This window comes from Arcicella gelida (genome assembly GCF_034931025.1).
GTDB lineage: Bacteria > Bacteroidota > Bacteroidia > Cytophagales > Spirosomataceae > Arcicella > Arcicella gelida.
Window position 1 is genome coordinate 13756 of the sequence record NZ_JAYGIL010000036.1, and the last position, 18199, is coordinate 31954.

An 18199-nucleotide genomic window follows, 5' to 3' on the forward strand; every position below is an offset into this window, starting at 1 on the left:
AGATAATTAGTAGCTGTAAGCATTAAGCTTCAGCCACTAACTAAATTAAAATCTCATAATTCATATTTAATAACTCCTCATTATTGAAGGAGTTTTTTACTTTCACGCTTATTGAGCGTCATCAAGAAAGCAGGAAGTAATACCAAATTGCAAATCATCGCCATCAACAATGTGATAGAAATCAATATTCCTAAGGATTGTGTCCCTTTAAAAGTTGAAGCTGTAAAAATAAAAAAGCCTGTAAACAAGACAATCGCTGTATAAAACATCGAAACACCAGTATTCAAAATGGTTTCTGTAATGGCTTCTTTTATCGTTCTGTTTTTATTCAATAATTCATCTTTGTAGCGTGTCAAAAAATAAATCGTACCGTCTGATGAAATTCCGAAAGCGATTGAAAAAATCAAAATAGTGGAGTATTTCAAGTGAATATCAAAGAAACCCATCAACCCTGCTGTAATTAAAAGAGGAATTAAACTTGGCAAAGTAGAGATAAAAACCATTTTCCAAGAACGGAAAAGCAATGCCATAATGATACAAATCAAGAAAATAGCTTGTAATGTACTTTCTACCAAATTACCTTGTAAATAATCATTTTGCCAAGCATAAATCACACTGTTTCCTGTGATTTCGGCATCATAACCTCGCTTGTCGCCTTTCTTATAAAACTCATTTGTTTCGGCATTATAATTAAAAATTGTATCAATTTTCGGTTGTAATTCTCTAATAATTTCATTGGTACGAACCGTTCCACAGTCGGCAATTTGGAAACTAACACGAGTATATCGTTTCGTAGAATCAATAAATCCTTTGGCTAAGTTCTGTTTTCCAGTAAGACTTGAATTATACTCTTTTAGTTTTGCGAGTTCATCGATACCCGGCAAAACAAAGTATTTTGGGTCGCCACCACGATAAGCTTGATAAATAAATTTAGCCGCTGTAACCAATGAAACTGGTTTTGTAAATTCTGGATACTTGGCAAATTCCTTTTCCATTCTTTTTATTTTCGTAAAAAGTTCTGGGGAATTCATTACTCTTCCAGCCTCATAAGTATCAATGGCTACTTCAAAAGGCATAATTCCTTTGAAGTTCTTCTCGATAAATTTCAAATCTGTATAAATCGGATTGTCTTTCGTTAAATCATCAACGATATATCCAATTGATTTTATTTTGGAAGTACCATAAACAGAAATACCAATAATGGTAAGAATGACTAAATAAATAACCGTTCTACGATGATTCACCCAACGGTCGATACCAATCAAAAATTTTGCAATTCTACCAGATTCTAAACGTGAAGTATTTTTGCGTGAAGGCGGTGCTAAATAACTAAACATAATCGGAATCAAAATCAACGAAACGGCATACGTTAACATGACATTGATGGCAGCTACAATACCAAATTCCATTAGAAAAATACTTCCTGTAAAAGCAAAAACGCCAAAACCAATGGCTGTAGTTAGATTAGAAAGTACTAAAGTCTGACCAATTTTCTCAATTGTTACTTTTAAGGCTAATTGTTGGTCTCCGTGAGCAGCGTATTCCTCATGATATTTATTGACGATAAAAATGGCATTTGGTACACCAATTACAACCACCAAAGGTGGAATTAATCCTGAAATAATCGAAATCTTAAAACCAAAAAGCACGATAATTCCCAAAGCTGAAACAATGCCAATCAACACAACTGCCAAAGCCACCAACATCACTTTGATATTTCTAAAAAATACCAATAAAATCAATGAAGTAACAACAATGGCTAAAATTAGAAAAACACCTAATTCATTGGTAATCTGAGCCGTCATTTCTGTACGAATAAAAGGCATTCCAGAAAGATGTAGCTCAGTTTTTTCTTTTTCTTCAAAATTCTGAGCAATTAATTTTATCTTTTTTACAGCCTCTACTCTACTTTTATCATTGATAGCACTTTGGTCGAAAGTAATCATCATCAAATGTACATTTCCTGCTTCGTTGATGATAAATCCTTTGTAAAATGGGAGTTTATCTAATTTAGCTTTTACAGAATCGACTTCAATTTGTGAAGTAGCTCTTTGAGTAATAAGATTTTTCGTGATAAAACGTTTTAAAGAATCATCTTTTTCAACTCTTGGAATATTACCCGCAAAAACTACGGTTTTGATGCCTTTTACTGCTTTGATTTCTGTCGCTAAATCTTGCCATTGCTGAAAAAAAGCCAATTGAAACATCTTATCCGTTTCAACACCAATTACCATTACAGAACCATCTTCTCCAAATCTCTTTTTGAAAGATTCATACAACTGAAAACGCTCGTCCGACTTAGGTAGAATTTTAGGCAATTCGCTAGAAACTTGTGTTTTAGCAGCCATTATCGTCATGAAAATTGCGAGTACAATTACTGCCGACAAATAAGAAAGTCGATATTTAAGAATTGAAAGGGCTAAATTATGCCAAAAGTTTTTCATTTTTTATGTTTGATAAAATAGATTCAACATTTCAATAGCCGCATTGATGGGCAACTTTTTGCCTTCACTTACTTCTTGCTGAATATTTTTGAGATGAAGGCTCACATTGGGATGTTGATAAAATTTTTCTTCTAAGGATTGTTTAATAAAATCATACATCCAAGCAAGATTTTGCTCACTACGCTTTTGTTGAAAAAAACCATTTTCAGTAAAAAGTAAATGATGTTTTTCGATGGATTGCCAAATTTCACTAATCCCTTTTTCAGTAATCGCAGAGCAAGTAAGTACTTCTGGATACCAACCTGTTTGATTGGGCGGGAATAAATGTAAAGCATTTTGATAGGCTACTTTAGCCAAATCTGATTGCAATTCATTTCCTGAATCTGTTTTAGTAATGGCAATCAAATCAGCCATTTCCATAATTCCTTTTTTGATGCCTTGTAATTCATCTCCAGCACCAGCCAACATCAATAATAAAAAGAAATCCACCATGCCATGAACCAATGTTTCTGACTGACCAACACCAACTGTTTCAATAATAATTACTTCAAAACCTGCGGCTTCACAAAGTAACATGGCTTCACGAGTTTTATTGGCTACTCCGCCCAAACCTCCACTTGTTGGCGAAGGGCGAATATAAGCCAGTGGCTCGTTGACTAATTTTTCCATTCTGGTTTTATCCCCAAGAATACTTCCTTTACTAATTTGTGAACTTGGGTCGATGGCTAAAACGGCAACCCTTTTCCCCTGTTTGGTTAAAAACTGACCAAAAGCTTCAATAAAAGTACTTTTGCCAACGCCAGGCACACCAGTAATACCAATTCTGATTGAATTACCAGTTTTGGGTAAAACTGCATTCAGCACTTCACGAGCCAATATTTTATCAGTGGGCAAGTTGCTTTCTGTCAGCGTGATTGCTCTGCTGAGAATCATTCTGTTCGCAGCTAAAATGCCGTCGATATATTCTTTGGTTGTTAAGCGTTTAAGCATTTCGCTTTAAAATAATTTCTGCCCATTCTAAATCTTCTGGTGTGGTAATTTTAATGTTTTCGTAAGAACCTTCAATCAGATTAATCTCTAAACCTGCAAATTCTACCACACTAGCATCATCGGTAAAAGTACTTAATTCTTCCGTCTCAAATGCTTTTTTAATAATTGAAGCCTGAAAAGTTTGTGGTGTCTGAATTAAACGAACTGTTTGGCGGTCAATTGCTTGTCCGTTTACTCGTACAGAATCTTTAGATGCCACACTTACTACAGCCGTTCCTTTTACTTGTGCTACTTCAAAACTTTCTCGAATAATATCTGTACTTACAAATGGACGAACGCCATCATGAACAGCTACAATTCCATCTGTTTCTATCACAGCCAATCCATTTTTTCCAGATTGAAATCTTGAATTTCCACCTTTTACTAATTGATGTGCTACAGTAAAATGATGCTTTTGACATAATTCTTCCCAAAAATCAAATTGACTTTCGGGTAATACTAAAATTAAATTAATGTCTGCAAAAGCTTCTTTAAAACGGTTTAAAGTGTGCATTAAAACAGGTAATCCGCCAATTTCAATAAATTGCTTTGGCAAATTACTTCTCATTCGGCTTCCACTTCCGCCCGCTACGATGATGGCATATTTTTTCATGAATACTTAGAAAGAATCTGTAAAATCCTATAAAACAATTAGGCGAAAGACCTAAGCCATGTTTATGCTTAATGTCTTTCGCCTGATTCTTAGAGATTATTCATCTTAAATAATCAACATGGCATCGCCATAACTAAAGAATTTATATTTTTCTTTGATAGCGATTTGATATGCTTCCTTAATCAAATCATAACCACCAAAAGCAGAAGTCATCATCAATAAAATAGATTCTGGCAAGTGCATATTGGTTAATAATGCGTTAGGAATTCTGAAATCGTAAGGAGGGAAAATAAACTTATCTGTCCAACCTTCAATCGGTTTTAAATGTCCATCTGCTGAAACCGAAGATTCTAAAGCTTTCAAAACAGTAGTTCCGATGGCACAGATTTTCTTTTTCCCATCAATTCCTTCATTTACAACATCGCAAGTTCTTTCTGTGATATTGAAATTTTCAGAATCTGTTTTATGTTTTGTTAAATCTTCAACGTCCACCTGACGGAAAGTTCCTAAACCAACGTGTAATGTTAATGGAGTAAAGTTGATTCCTTTCAGCTCCAAACGTTTCATGATGATTTTCGAGAAGTGTAAACCAGCCGTTGGAGCCGCCACAGCACCTACGTGTTCTGCATAAATTGTTTGATAACGATCCTCATCAGCAGGCTCTACTTTACGTTTAAAACGGATTTCGTCTGGTAGTGGCGTTTCGCCTAATTGGTGAATTGCCTTCATTAAAGCTTTGTGGTCACCATCATACAAGAAACGGATAGTACGTCCACGTGAAGTCGTATTGTCAATTACTTCTGCTACTAAATCACTATCACCAAAATATAATTTATTTCCTACTCTGATTTTACGAGCAGGATCTACTAATACATCCCAAAGACGGTGTTCTCTATTTAATTCACGCAATAAAAATACTTCAATTTTTGCACCAGTTTTTTCTTTTTGTCCAAACAAACGAGCAGGAAAAACTTTAGTATCATTGGTAACCATTACATCGCCATCGTCAAAATATTCTAATATGTCCGAAAACATACGGTGTTCAATTGTTTTGGTTTTTCTATTTACGACCATTAATCGTGATTCACCTCTGTTTTCTGGTGGGTACAAGGCAATGAGGTTATTAGGGAGGTCGAATCTGAACTCAGATAATTTCATTCTAATAATGTTTGCGGTTTTTTCGCCTGGAGTCATTTCTTACGGTTTTTAAACTTGGATTTTGTTTGATAAAATGATTGGTCTATGGGTTTTTATCGTATAAAACCAAAACAGCTATCCTGATTTTATACCAAAGTCTTACGCCCTATAGCTAAATGACTTCAATACGATTCTTGCAAATATACAATTTCGAGATAGGGCTTGTCAATACAAAATGATAATAAATTAGTCTTTTAGTTGATTATTCGAAATTATTTAGCGATTATACACAAAACAAAAAAGCAAACAAGCTCATTACTAGGCAATTGTATTTATCTCAAAAAATTAAAATAAAAAAAATATTTTATCGGATAAATTAAAATTGCTGATTTTCAGGAGGTTTTCAGTTTCGTTAATCATTTTCACTAAAATATTTTCGAGAAGCAAAACCTTAAATCGAACAAAAAGAGTCATAAACGGTTAAAAGAAAGTATCTGAGTATATTATTATTTTTAACAATTGTCAAATGTCTAAAATTTCAATTTTCTGGTTCCGCCGTGACCTCCGTTTGCATGATAATGCAGGTTTGTATCATGCACTCAAAAAAGGCATGCCAGTATTACCAATCTTTATTTTCGACAAAAATATTTTAGATAAATTAGAAGATAAACGTGACAGAAGAGTTGAATTTATTCATCAAGCTTTAACTGAAATCCAAGTATCTCTTCAAGAATTAGGCTCTTCGCTATTGGTAAAATACGGAACACCTGAAGAAGTATTTCCTGAATTACTCAATCAATATGAAATAGAAAGTATTTTCACCAATCACGATTACGAATTATATGCCAATGAAAGAGATGAGAATGTTCGAGAATTCGTAACAAGCGAAAACATTGAATTTAATACTTATAAAGATCAAGTAATTTTTGAGAAAAAAGAAATACTCTCTGGTACAGGCACTCCTTACACAGTTTTTACGCCTTACAGCAGAAAGTGGAAAGAAAAACTCAATGAATTTTATTTAAAATCATATCCTACAGAAAAGTATTTTAAGTACTTTTTTCAGACACAACCTTTTGAAATTCCAACTTTAGCATCAATGGGTTTTGAGACAATTGGTACAAATTTTCCTCTTAAAGTAGTGAGAGACTCTATCGTAAAAAATTATGCTGAAAAACGAGATTTCCCAGCGATTGTAGGTACTTCAAGATTATCTGTTCACCTTCGTTTTGGTACACTAAGTATTCGTGAATTGGCTCGTAAAGCAATTTCACTTTCCGAAACTTGGCTGAATGAATTAATCTGGCGAGATTTTTACTTCAATATTTTATACAATTTTCCACACATTTCGCAGGGACAAGCCTTTAGAAAAGAATACGATAAAATTGTTTGGAGAAACAATGAAACAGAATTTAAAGCTTGGTGCGAAGGCAAAACAGGCTATCCGATTGTAGATGCGGGAATGCGGGAATTGAATGCTACGGGTTTTATGCACAACCGTGTAAGAATGATTGTTGCGAGTTTTTTAACAAAACATTTATTGATTGACTGGCGTTGGGGAGAAGCTTATTTTGCCAAAAAACTATTAGATTTTGATTTTGCGGCTAATAATGGTGGCTGGCAATGGGCATCTGGAAGTGGTTGCGATGCGGCTCCGTATTTTAGAGTATTTAATCCAACATTACAAACTCAGAAGTTTGATAAAAATCTTGAATACATCAAAAAATGGGTTCCAGAATTAAATAGTTTTGAGTACCCTCAGCCAATTGTGAATCACGATGTGGCAAGGAAAAGAGTTTTACCGGTTTATCAGGAAGCGTTGAAGGGACTCTAAGACTTGAAGATTTTGGACTTTAAGACTACAGGACATTTATTTAATAACAAATCTTCTTTAAGTCCTTTAGTCCAAAATCCTAAAGTCTTTATCTCAATCCTTCAAAATATAATCCTTCAATTTTACTTCTAAATCTTGGACTGACATATTTCTAAAAATTCCTCCGTGGTTCACGAATGAAATTTCTGCTTTTTCTTCCGACACTACGATGATGGCTGCATCGGTTTGTTCACTCATACCAAAGGCTGCACGGTGCCTGAAACCTAAAGCTGGTGAAATTGTACCACTTTCTGAAACGGGAAGCATACAACGAGCCGCAGCGAGTCTTCCGCCTTTGATAATAACAGCACCATCGTGCAAAGGACTATTTTTATGAAAGATTGTAAGCAATAATCTTTTTGATACTTCTGCATCCAACACATCGCCCGACTCAATAAATTTCTTCAAATCATCTTCTTTTTCAATCACAATCAAAGCACCAGTGTAAGTGCTTGACATTACTTTTACAGCTTCTACAATGGATTGTAAAGTAGAAAGATTTTCATTAGATACTTTAGGAGAATAAAATCTTTTGAGCAAAGCACTTTCACGAAAAGAAGTAGAACGACCAAGTACCATTAAAAAACGGCGAATTTCTTGTTGAAAAATAATCAATAAAGCCAAAACACCCATGTTCATGAATTGTCCTAAGATAGTGGACATAAATTCCATTCCCAATGCTTTTGACACCAAGTAAACGCCATAGATAAGTATATAACCAAAGAAAATTTTATTAGCAATACTTCCTTGTATCAGTTTATAAATCTGATACAACATATAAGCTACCAATAAAATATCTAAAATATCAATCCAATCAATTGTTAAAAAGCCTATTCGCATAGTGTATATTTTATTTTAAAAAGAGGTTTTAAATTTTATCACAGCACATTTCATTAACTATCTTGCAATACCCAATATTGTTGCTCCGTCCAAACATATCGTTGCATACTCCTCTGCTTTTGATGGTTCGCAAACACCTGCAAAATCGCCCTTACGTCCCAACATATCAGTAATTACTTGAAAATGTAAATGTGGTGGCCAGTCACCATTAATCGGGAAATCACCAAACTCCGCAATTTGTTCTCCTGCTTCAAATACTTTTCCTTCAAAAAGATTTACAAGACATTCTTCATTCAAATGTCCGTACAAGGTATAAAAAGTCTTTTCTTCTAATTGATGTTCAAGAATTATGGTTGGTCCATAGTCACCAAAACCTTTGTTATTTTGAAAACTATGTACTTTTCCAGTAAGAGGAGCAAATACTGGTGTTCCCGCCGCAGCCCAAATATCGATACCTAAATGAATGGAACGAGCTTCATCATTTTGTTGAAAATGTTCACTTCTACGATAAATATAACGATTTTCGAGGTAACCTCCAATCGCACAAACGGCATTGGCTTGCTTAATTTTTTGAGTAACGTACTCATCAAATAAAGCAGTATCCGACAAATTTAATTCCGCCAATTCAGAATTATTTTCAGTTAAATCAATTTCGTAAACGGTTTCATGTTGAAAATCAAAAGGAACAACTGGTTGAAATTTATATTTTTTTAAGGTTTCTAACATCTCAAATCTATTGATTTACTACACTGTTTTAAAGTTATTTCGTCGTTTCAAAACAAAAACACTTTTACAAAAATTGTCGGCATTTTTCAACCTAAATCTCTTGTAAAAGTGTGTTTGAGATGAAAATTTATGTTGTCAATAAATTTCTATTTTTTTTCAAAATTACAGCTTTTTAAGCAAAAAATGGACTATTTTTCATTAATTACGTCAAAAAAAACAGCTTTATGAAGCTTTTTTGAAAATTTTCTTTTTTCGTGAAATAAAATAAAAAAGAATAAACAAGTGTTTTTGTATGCCATTGTTATTCTTTTCAACGCAAAATCGACTTAGAAATTCTCCTCCTTTTTTAGTAACTTGATATTTCAAAAAACCAATCAATCATCAATGCAACTAATCCTTCACTCCTTTGAATTACAATTACGTCATACTTTTACCATTACGCATGAATCACGTGATGTACAACCTACTTTGATTGTTGAACTTCGAGATGGCGAATTCAGTGGTTTTGGCGAAGCTACCGAAACCCCTTATTATGGCGTGACGATGGAAAAAATGTCCGCTCAATTAGAAGGCATTCGCTCGCTGATTGAAAATTATGATTTACAAAATCCAGAACAATTTTGGAATGATGTATATCCTTTCTTGAAAGATGAACATCCTTTTGCTTTGTGTGCTTTAGACATTGCCGCTAACGACCTTTGGGCAAAGAAAAAAGGACAGCCTTTACACAAACTTTGGGGTTTGGATACTGCTAAAAATCCTATTACTGATTATACCATTGGCATTGATACCATTGAAAAAATGGTCGAAAAAATGCAAGAAGTACCTTTCCCATTATATAAAATCAAATTAGGAACGAAAGACGACATTAAAATTGTACAAGAACTTAGAAAACATACTGATGCCGTTTTCAGAGTAGATGCCAATACGGCTTGGGATGTAGAAGAAACCATAAAAAATTCTTTTGCCTTAAAAGAATTGGGCGTAGAATTTATCGAACAACCAATGAAAGCTGATAATTGGGAAGGCATGAAAAAAGTATTTGCTGAATCAGCTTTGCCCATTATTGCCGATGAAAGTTGTATTGTGGAAGAAGATGTTGCTCGTTGTTTTGGCTTTTTTCATGGTGTAAATGTGAAATTGATGAAATGCGGAGGACTTACTCCTGCCCGAAGAATGATTGCCCAAGCTCATACTTTAGGTTTAAAAGTAATGGTTGGTTGCATGACGGAATCTAACGTTGGATGTTCTGCTATCGCACAACTTTTACCACTTTTGGACTATGTAGATATGGATGGCATTTTACTGGTTGACGATAAAATCTCAACAGGCGTAACCATCGACTACGGAAAAGTAATTTATTCAAACGAAAATGGAACGGGAGCTAATTTGCTGTAGGCAGTAGGCGATAAGCTTTAAGCTGTTATAGCCTACAGCTTACAGCCTAAAGCATTAAAAACATGAAATATTTTACCAATCAACTCCCAAGCAGTACTTTAGTCAGTGACGACCAGACATATCTTTGGTTTAGTGGTACTTCGTATTTGGGCATTCCACATCATCCTGTTTTTAAGGAAAATTTCATTAAAGCTGTTGCCAATTATGGTACTTCGTGGGGAAGTTCAAGAAATAATACTGTTCAATTAAATATCTATGAAAAGGCTGAAAAAGCTTTAGCTGATTTTGCTGAAATGCCAGCCGCTCTGACGGTTTCTTCAGGAATGTGGGCGGGGCAATTGGTCGTAAATTTCTTAAAACACGAAGGTGCTACTTTCTTTTTTGCTCCGAAAACGCATCCTGCTTTATGGAATGGAACAATTCCATTTTCATCAGAAAGTTATCAGGAATGGACATTATCCATTGCCGAAAAAGTACAAAATACTTTAGCCGACAGAATTGTCATCTGTGCCGATTCTGTGGGTTCTCCTTATGTAGAATACTTTGATTTTGAATGGATTAATACACTTCCTACTCATAAAAATATTACCGTTGTTATCGACGCTTCGCATAGTTTTGGGATTGAATTACCTACAATTACGGCTTCAAATATTCACCTGATTATTACTTCTTCACTCAACAAAGCAATGGGTATGACGGGTGGAGTAATTTTTGCAGAAAAAGATTTTATCGAAAGGCTCAAACATTTTCCGATGTTCTCAGGAGCATCGCCCATGATGCCAGCATTGTTAGAAGCTTTTGTCAATTCAACTGATATTTTTCAAGAACAAAAAACAAAACTCTTGAATAATATTCAATACTTCAACCAACAGATTCCCAATTCAATTTTAGACTGTATCGAAAACTATCCTGCTTATTGTACCCATCAAGTAGGACTTCACGAACACCTCAAAAAACACAACATCATGACAGCCTGCTTCCCCTACCCCACCGCCACCGATTTGCCCGTTACTCGTCTGGTAATTAGTGCCTTGCATACAAAAGAAGATTTAGATAAATTGGCAGAGGTTTTGAATATTTGGAAGTAAAATTAGGTAGCACGAGTTTCTAACTCGTAAAGCAACTACTACACGAGTTGGAAACTCGTGCTACGGAAATACATCAACAAATAGCCAAATGAAAAAACAAAAAAGAACTAAAATTTTAAGGCTAATAGCTTTACTGATGATAACTTCTGCGATAACTCAAGCTCAGAATATTGAAACTGATTTCCTCCCCAAATTAATGGCGACTAATCCCGAACAGTTCAAGGATATTTTGGATAATGCCGACAAGTATCGGGTGCAAATTCTTTATACTCAGATTGATAGAGATAAAAAGAACCGTCCGACTTTTAAAAGTTATGGTTTCAGAATCAACAATTCAGAGTACTTCTATCCAGCCAGTACGGTAAAGTTCCCAGCCTGCGTGATGGCTTTGGAGAAAATCAACAAACTTAATATCAAAGGATTAAGCAAAGGAACTCCAATGTTTACTGGTGCAGAATATGAACGACATACACCTGTTACGAAAGATTCAACGGCAGAAAATGGCTTACCTTCAGTAGCACATTATATCAAAAAAATATTGATGGTTTCGAATAACGATGCTTTTAATCGGCTGTATGAATTCTTAGGACAAGAAGCTTTTAACAAAACACTTCATCAAAAAGGCTACGAGAATAGTCGTATTTATCACCGCTTACAAGTGGGAATGAACGCTGAACAAAACCGCAGGACAAACCCTATTCAATTTAAAGTAGATGATAAGATTTTGTACGAACAGCCGATGATTACTTCTGAGAAAAATTATGTTTCTCCAACGCCAATTTTAATCGGTAAAGGTTATATGAAAGGAGATTCGTTAGTGAAAGAACCTTATGCTTTTACAGACAAAAACTTTTTCCCATTATTAGAGCAACAAGGGATTCTGAAAGCTGTACTTTTCCCAGAAGCAGTTCCTGCTAAACAACGCTTTCAATTGACAGATTCCGACTATCAGTTTTTGTACAAGTATATGTCACAAATGCCTACTGAAAGTACTTATCCGAAGTATGAAGCCCCCGATTTCTATCCGACCTATTGTAAATTTTTGATGTATGGAAGCCATAAAGACGATGTGGTAAATCCGAATATTCGGATTTTTAATAAAGTGGGCGATGCCTATGGTTTTTTGTTGGATAATGCTTACATCATTGATTTTTCAACGGGCATAGAGTTTCTGTTAACAACAGTTTTACTTTGTAATAATGATGAAGTTTTTAACGACGACCATTATGATTATGAAACCGTAGGCTTTCCCTTTATGAAGAATTTGGGACAATTGATTTACAACTACGAAAGTACTCGTCCAAGAAAATATAAAGCAGATTTAAGTAAGTTTAAGATGCGTTATGATAAGTAAATGTTACTATCTTTGAGCTACACAAATTGAAATCAATACACGTCCATATTTTTACAAACCTTTCTATGAAAAAAATTCTTTTTACAACCGTAATCCTATTTTCATTCATTACCCTTGTTCAAGCCCAAATAACATTAAAACCTACATTTTCTAATGTTTGTAGAGGTGCAATCATGGAACTGCCATTTACTTCTACTGGTAGCTTTGATCCAGATAATACTTTTAAAGTTCAAATTAAAGGAACCTATGATAATAGTTGGACAGATCTTGTTACTTCTGGCACTGCTAGTCCTTTAAAATTTACGATTCAAGACTCCTTCGCAGTTGACCAATACAGCAATTATTCTATTAGAATTATTTCTTCTAAGCCACAAATAACGAGTGATACATATTTCATTAGCCAAGTGTTGAATAAGCCTTTGGTTAATTTAGCGGGTATTTTTGACCCAGTCGTTAATCCAAATAGTCCAGCAGGTTTATTAATAAATGGTAGTGGCACATTACCGATTAAAGTAGTTTTAGATGATAGCTCAAGCATTAATATAGATTATTTTGAGTATGGGAAAGCGTTTCCGGCATATCCAACAGCCTCTAAAGAATATAAGATTGTCTATGCAGAAAATGTTTGTGGTAGAAGTACAGCAAGTGGTAGTGCAAAAGTAACTGTCAATGAAATCGGTTTATTACCGATACTTAATTTTGACGAAAAGATATGTATTGGTGGAAAATTAAAATTATCCTATTCAGCAAATAACAGTTTCAATCAAGACAATAAATTTAAAATCATTTTAAAACAACTTTGGTCAGAAAAAAAAGAATATGAGCTTGATGCTATTGACAGAGGGGGATTTTTAGAAGCCACTATTCCAGATTATATTACTACAGGGATGAAGTATGAAGCCAGAATTTCCAGTACTAGCCCGAAGGCTATCTCACCCTCAACTGGAAATCAGTACACAATCATTATTGGTGCCGCTCCTTCAGCTGAAATACTCTCATCAAACTCTACGATTACAAGTGGGGAGAGAGTTACTTTAAATATTGGGTTAAAAGGGGTAGGTCCATGGAATGTTATACTAAGTAACGGAATTCAACTCAAATACTCTCCACTAAATTATAATAGCAATGATTATACTATCAATACTGATATTACTCCCTCAAGAAGTTTAGAAATTAAAGTATCCTCCGTAACAAGTGCTTGTGGGGTAGGTACAAGTGGCTCTAAAGGTGTTAACATAACGGTACTGAATAGTCCAAACATTGTCATTAATCCTGTTAAACAAGAAAGCCTAAGTGTATGCCTTGGGCAAACTTTTGAAGCAACTTATTCAACATTTGGAGATTGGGGTAATGACGAAAGCCTTTCTGCATTTTTATCAATTGGTGCAGGTGAGAGCTATCCTAAAATTACAGTTCCTGCTACATTCAAAGAGGGGAAATTGAAAATTACGATTCCTAAAGATTTATTAGATAAAATATATACAAAAGATTTTTATTTAGGCATTATTTCTAAAAATGAAAAAATAGCTTACAGTCCGTTCATTTTATATGTGAATAGTTTCCCAGAAGTATCATTTTTTAATGAAACTTCTACTATTACAATCCCTAGCAGCAGTGAAGTAAAACTACCTATCAGTATTAGAGGGGTTGGAACCACAATTGTAACGTTGGACGATTCTAGTTCATACGCATTTCACTCTGAATTTAATGGTATCAATAAAGTTTACTTCCCTTTAAAAGTAAACGAAACCACTACGTTTAAAATAGCATCTTATAGCAATTTTTGTGGTAAAGGTATTTCTACGGATAATCGCTGGGTTAATGTTATAATAACCACGCCGCCAACTAATGGTTTAATTCTAAAAGCATTTCCGCAAAGGATTTGTGTAGGTGCTAATGCAAAAGTCTATTTCAAAACAACTGGAAATTTCACTAGTGATAACGATTTCAAAGTAGAACTAACTTCCTTTCAAAATAACATCCCTATTGTTTTAGGAACTGCAAAAACTTCACCCATTGACATTAAAATACCTGAAAATTTAGTGATTGAAGATAATAATTTTTACTTTATTAGAGTAGTTGCAACAAAGCCTACAATAAGCACTGAAACACAGAGAATCATTATTAATAAAAAGCCTTCTGGAAAGTTATCTATCTTGACAGATGATTACACTAAAGGTATTCTTCCAAGTACAGAATTAACTTTCAATATTGAGAGTTCGGGGGGATTATCAGCCTCAAATATTTTTACATTTTCAGATGGCTCAACTGCAACTGGTAATCAGTTTATTCGCAAAATCTTCTCAAAAAGTAATACATTTTCTTTAGTTTCTGTTAAAAATGAGTGTGGCATAAATACTGATGCTAAAAACAGCTTTGAAATCAACGTTTTTCCATACATTACTAACCATAATATTAATTTCACAAGAGAGGAATGTCTTGATAAATTAATTTCTTACTCATACGATGTTGAAGGAGAAATGAAAAGTGGAACAACATTCACCCTCCAAATTGCTTCAGCTAAAGATTCTATTTTTAGAGATGCTGTCGTAGATACTCCTGATAATCCTATTAAATTCAAGTTTCCTTCAGGTCTTAAAGACGGCTATTACTTTGTCCGATTAGTCAATAAAGCTACCAAATACAATTCAGCTTGGCAATGGTTTAATTTATACTCTCCTGCAGTGATAGAATTATTGACCAAAGATGGTTCAAACACTGTAACAACTGACGGAGAAAATAGTACTGATTTAATTTATAAGATAAAGGAAGGGGCTTGGGGGACTTTTATTACTAGTGACAATTACAATCAAACTTTTGCAAAAACTTTTCTCTTCCCTTTTGATAAAGACGAGATAATCCAAAAAGTCAATCCAACCAAATCAATCACATATACATTAAAATCTGTTTCAAGTTCAATTTGTGGTTATGGAAAGGTTTCTGGAAGTGTTAAAATAACAGTCAAGCCTTCTGTAAAGCTGAATAGTTTAGAAAGTTATACTTTATGTCCTGAAAAAGATATTCTTCTTAACTATTCTACTTTCGGTGAATTTGCTAATGACAATATTTTTAAATTTTCGTTAGTAGATGATAAGAACAACAAAATAGAAATTGGTCAAATTAATAAGTTACAAGGAACATTGAAGTTAAAAATGCCTAAGACCTTTGCATCTTCAACTTATAAAATGGAAGTTAGTTCGACTAACCCTGTAACATCAAAAGAATTGGTTTCTTATCTAGGTGTATCGAATCTGCCTGACGTTACACTTTCGGGAAACACTATTATTAATCAAGGGCAAGTAACATACATAAACCTTATCAATAATGAAGCTATACCTGATATTAGTTCAAACTTAGATTTCACACTTTCGGATAACATAGCAAGGTCTATTTATACTCCAAATAAGAAGGCTTCAATCTTTGTCAGCCCCTACGAAACAACTACATATACACTGAAGTCAGTTTCAAATATATGTGGTCTTGGTAAAATATCAGGGAGTGCAACGGTTACAGTAAACCCTGCTTCTGACAAAACGATTAGTACTAGCCTCCCTAGTAATGTACGTTATTTATGTTTAGGAGCTACTCAAGAATTAACGTTTACTTATCAAGGAAGCTTTACAGCAAACAATAAATTCTCAGTTCAAATTTCAGATAAAAATGGTGATAATTATAAAACTGTAACTTCTGAAGGAAACGGTTCTCCTCTGAAATTTAAAGTCCCAGAAGACTTACCAATTGGTGATAATTACAGGGTAAGAGTAATAGCATCAGATCCTAATGTCAGTAGTGCATCTAATATTTACCCATTAGGTTTAAGAACTATCTCAACGGCAGAATTGGATTCAACAACTTACCTTTTTAAAGAAGGGAAACCTGTAAACCTGAAAATTAATTTAACAGGAACTCCTCCTTGGTATGTAAAATTTGGTTCTGACGAATTATTAACATCTTATTCTCAAGCAATTTATTCATCGCCTTATATAAGAACAATTACTCCAACGATGCCTACTTCCTACAAAATCTTTGCGATAAGTGACGCATATTGCCCTGGGAAAGTATTAGGAACAGGAATTGCTAAAATTGAGCTTGTCACAGCCAATGAAGACCCTAGAGATTTGAATATTACACTATTCCCAAATCCAACACCTGACTTTGTAACGATTAGAAGTGACTATTTTAAAAATACAAAATTGAAAATTATTGATTCTTTAGGAAAAGATATTTCAGAACAAGATTTAGTCAAATCTGAAACTGTTTTAGATTTCACTAATTTTACTACAGGCGTTTACTTTCTGCAATTCAATCGAGATAATAAACGAGTAGTTTACAAAATCCAAAAACTTTAGTTTTATATGTAAGAAACTCCTTTCAAGTGTTAAATTTGAAAGGAGTTCTTTTTTTAAAGATTCTATTAATAAAAATATTCAACTCGTTAATAGGCAATAACTTCCTTCATCAACAATATGAAAAAACATTTCCTTCTATTCTTCCTCACTAGCTTTATCGCTTTTGCGAAACCTGTAAAATATACTTTATCCAAACAAAGTATTTCCGATTCTTCTGTGTCACAAATTATAGATAGTTTTACTCAACGGTTTGCTCCAGATAAACGCACTGCTATTTTTCAAATTGATGCTTATCGAAAAGATAATCAATTGGTTCTGACAGGGAAAACGAATTTGATTGAAGCTAAAAATGCTTTAATCAGTCGGCTGAAAGTAGGAAATACCATCGTTGTTGATGAAATTAAAACTTTGCCAGAAACCGAATTAGAAGATAAAATTTATGGTTTGGTTGAAGTATCTGTTTGTAATATTCGTTACTCGCCTCGCCATAGTGGCGAATTGGCTTCGCAAGCTTTAATGGGAACACCTATAAAGATTTTAGAAAGAGAAGATAATGGTTGGCTACTGATTCAAACACCAGATAATTATATTGCTTGGGTGGACAGAGGTGCTATTACCACTATCAAAAAAGAACAATTAAAGCAATGGCAAAATTCGCCAAAACTTATTTATACTCGTTCGTATGGTTCGGCTTATTCTGAAGCGAATATTAATTCAGAAACTGTTTCTGATTTGGTAGCGGGCTGTATTATTGAATTGAAAGCCGAAAAAGACGGCTTCTACGAAGTACTTTTTCCTGATCATAGAAAAGGGTTTGTTGCCAAAAATGAAGCCAATATTTACAATAAATGGCTTTCAGGAATTAATGCTAATGAAGAGAATCTTGATAAAACTTCAAAACGTTTAATGGGCGTTCCTTACTTATGGGGCGGTACTTCTTTCAAAGGCGTTGATTGCAGTGGTTTTACTAAAACAGTTTATTTCTTGAATGGAATTATGCTCCCCCGTGATGCTTCTCAGCAAGTAATGGTTGGCGAAACAGTTGATAGAACAGGCAATTGGGCAAACTTGAAAACTGGAGATTTGCTATTTTTCGGAGAAAAACGTGAGGATGGTTCTGAAAGAGTAGTTCACGTAGCGATGTGGTTGGGAAATGGTGAATTTGTTCATGCCTCTGATAAAGTAAGCATTAACAGTATGATTTCATCAGCTCCAAATTATGATGCTTACAATTTCAAAAGATATTTACGAGCAAAACGTATTTTAAAAACGGGAATGGAAGGAATTGATAAGTTAAAGACTGATAAAGTTTATTAACAAATTATGAATTATGAGCTATTAATTATTA

12 protein-coding genes are annotated in these 18199 nt (G+C 34.1%); 6 read left to right on the forward strand and 6 right to left on the reverse strand.

Going from position 1 to position 18199, the window contains the following annotated elements:
• Window positions 1-80: 80 nt before the first annotated feature.
• The 4 genes from VB776_RS21040 to queA all read right to left on the reverse strand — a co-directional run bounded on the left by VB776_RS21040 (window position 81) and on the right by queA (window position 5244).
• On the reverse strand, window positions 81-2444 hold the full coding sequence (locus tag VB776_RS21040) for an efflux RND transporter permease subunit (RefSeq protein ID WP_323698841.1): 2364 nt from the start codon (window positions 2442-2444) through the stop codon (window positions 81-83).
• A gap of 3 nt (window positions 2445-2447) precedes the next feature.
• Window positions 2448-3434: a methylmalonyl Co-A mutase-associated GTPase MeaB gene (gene meaB, locus VB776_RS21045; protein ID WP_323698842.1), complete on the reverse strand. Its 987-nt coding sequence runs from the start codon at window positions 3432-3434 to the stop codon at window positions 2448-2450.
• Window positions 3427-4086, reverse strand: a complete 660-nt coding sequence (locus VB776_RS21050) for a 2-C-methyl-D-erythritol 4-phosphate cytidylyltransferase (RefSeq protein WP_323698843.1) — start codon at window positions 4084-4086, stop codon at window positions 3427-3429. Before VB776_RS21050 ends, meaB begins: the two co-directional genes overlap by 8 nt.
• Window positions 4087-4191: 105 nt before the next feature.
• Window positions 4192-5244 carry a tRNA preQ1(34) S-adenosylmethionine ribosyltransferase-isomerase QueA gene (queA, locus tag VB776_RS21055; RefSeq protein ID WP_323698882.1) on the reverse strand — a complete coding sequence of 351 codons (1053 nt, stop codon included), beginning with the start codon at window positions 5242-5244 and terminating at the stop codon, window positions 4192-4194.
• Between the two features lie 505 nt (window positions 5245-5749).
• Between queA and VB776_RS21060 the strand changes: the two genes are divergently transcribed.
• A complete protein-coding gene (locus VB776_RS21060; protein ID WP_323698844.1) occupies window positions 5750-7057 on the forward strand; it encodes a cryptochrome/photolyase family protein in 1308 nt (435 codons plus the stop codon).
• Window positions 7058-7150: 93 nt separating this feature from the next.
• On the opposite strand, the gene cdaA is transcribed toward VB776_RS21060, so the two are convergent.
• Window positions 7151-7936 (reverse strand): diadenylate cyclase CdaA, encoded by a 786-nt coding sequence (cdaA, locus tag VB776_RS21065; protein WP_323698845.1) that lies wholly within the window; start codon window positions 7934-7936, stop codon window positions 7151-7153.
• Between the two features lie 57 nt (window positions 7937-7993).
• A complete protein-coding gene (locus tag VB776_RS21070; RefSeq protein WP_323698846.1) occupies window positions 7994-8662 on the reverse strand; it encodes a peptidoglycan DD-metalloendopeptidase family protein in 669 nt (222 codons plus the stop codon).
• Window positions 8663-9046: 384 nt separating this feature from the next.
• Here VB776_RS21070 and VB776_RS21075 point away from each other — a divergent pair, with 384 nt between their 5' ends.
• The 5 genes from VB776_RS21075 to VB776_RS21095 all read left to right on the forward strand — a co-directional run bounded on the left by VB776_RS21075 (window position 9047) and on the right by VB776_RS21095 (window position 18168).
• Entirely contained in the window at window positions 9047-10060 is a 1014-nt protein-coding gene (locus VB776_RS21075; RefSeq protein WP_323698847.1) for a dipeptide epimerase, read from the forward strand.
• A gap of 62 nt (window positions 10061-10122) precedes the next feature.
• Window positions 10123-11148 carry an aminotransferase class I/II-fold pyridoxal phosphate-dependent enzyme gene (locus tag VB776_RS21080; protein WP_323698848.1) on the forward strand — a complete coding sequence of 342 codons (1026 nt, stop codon included), beginning with the start codon at window positions 10123-10125 and terminating at the stop codon, window positions 11146-11148.
• An 88-nt stretch (window positions 11149-11236) separates the two neighbouring features.
• Window positions 11237-12502 carry a serine hydrolase gene (locus tag VB776_RS21085; RefSeq protein ID WP_323698849.1) on the forward strand — a complete coding sequence of 422 codons (1266 nt, stop codon included), beginning with the start codon at window positions 11237-11239 and terminating at the stop codon, window positions 12500-12502.
• A gap of 65 nt (window positions 12503-12567) precedes the next feature.
• Window positions 12568-16851, forward strand: a complete 4284-nt coding sequence (locus tag VB776_RS21090; RefSeq protein WP_323698850.1) for a T9SS type A sorting domain-containing protein — start codon at window positions 12568-12570, stop codon at window positions 16849-16851.
• Window positions 16852-16968: 117 nt separating this feature from the next.
• Window positions 16969-18168, forward strand: a complete 1200-nt coding sequence (locus VB776_RS21095) for a C40 family peptidase (protein WP_323698851.1) — start codon at window positions 16969-16971, stop codon at window positions 18166-18168.
• The last annotated feature ends 31 nt before the right edge of the window (window positions 18169-18199 follow it).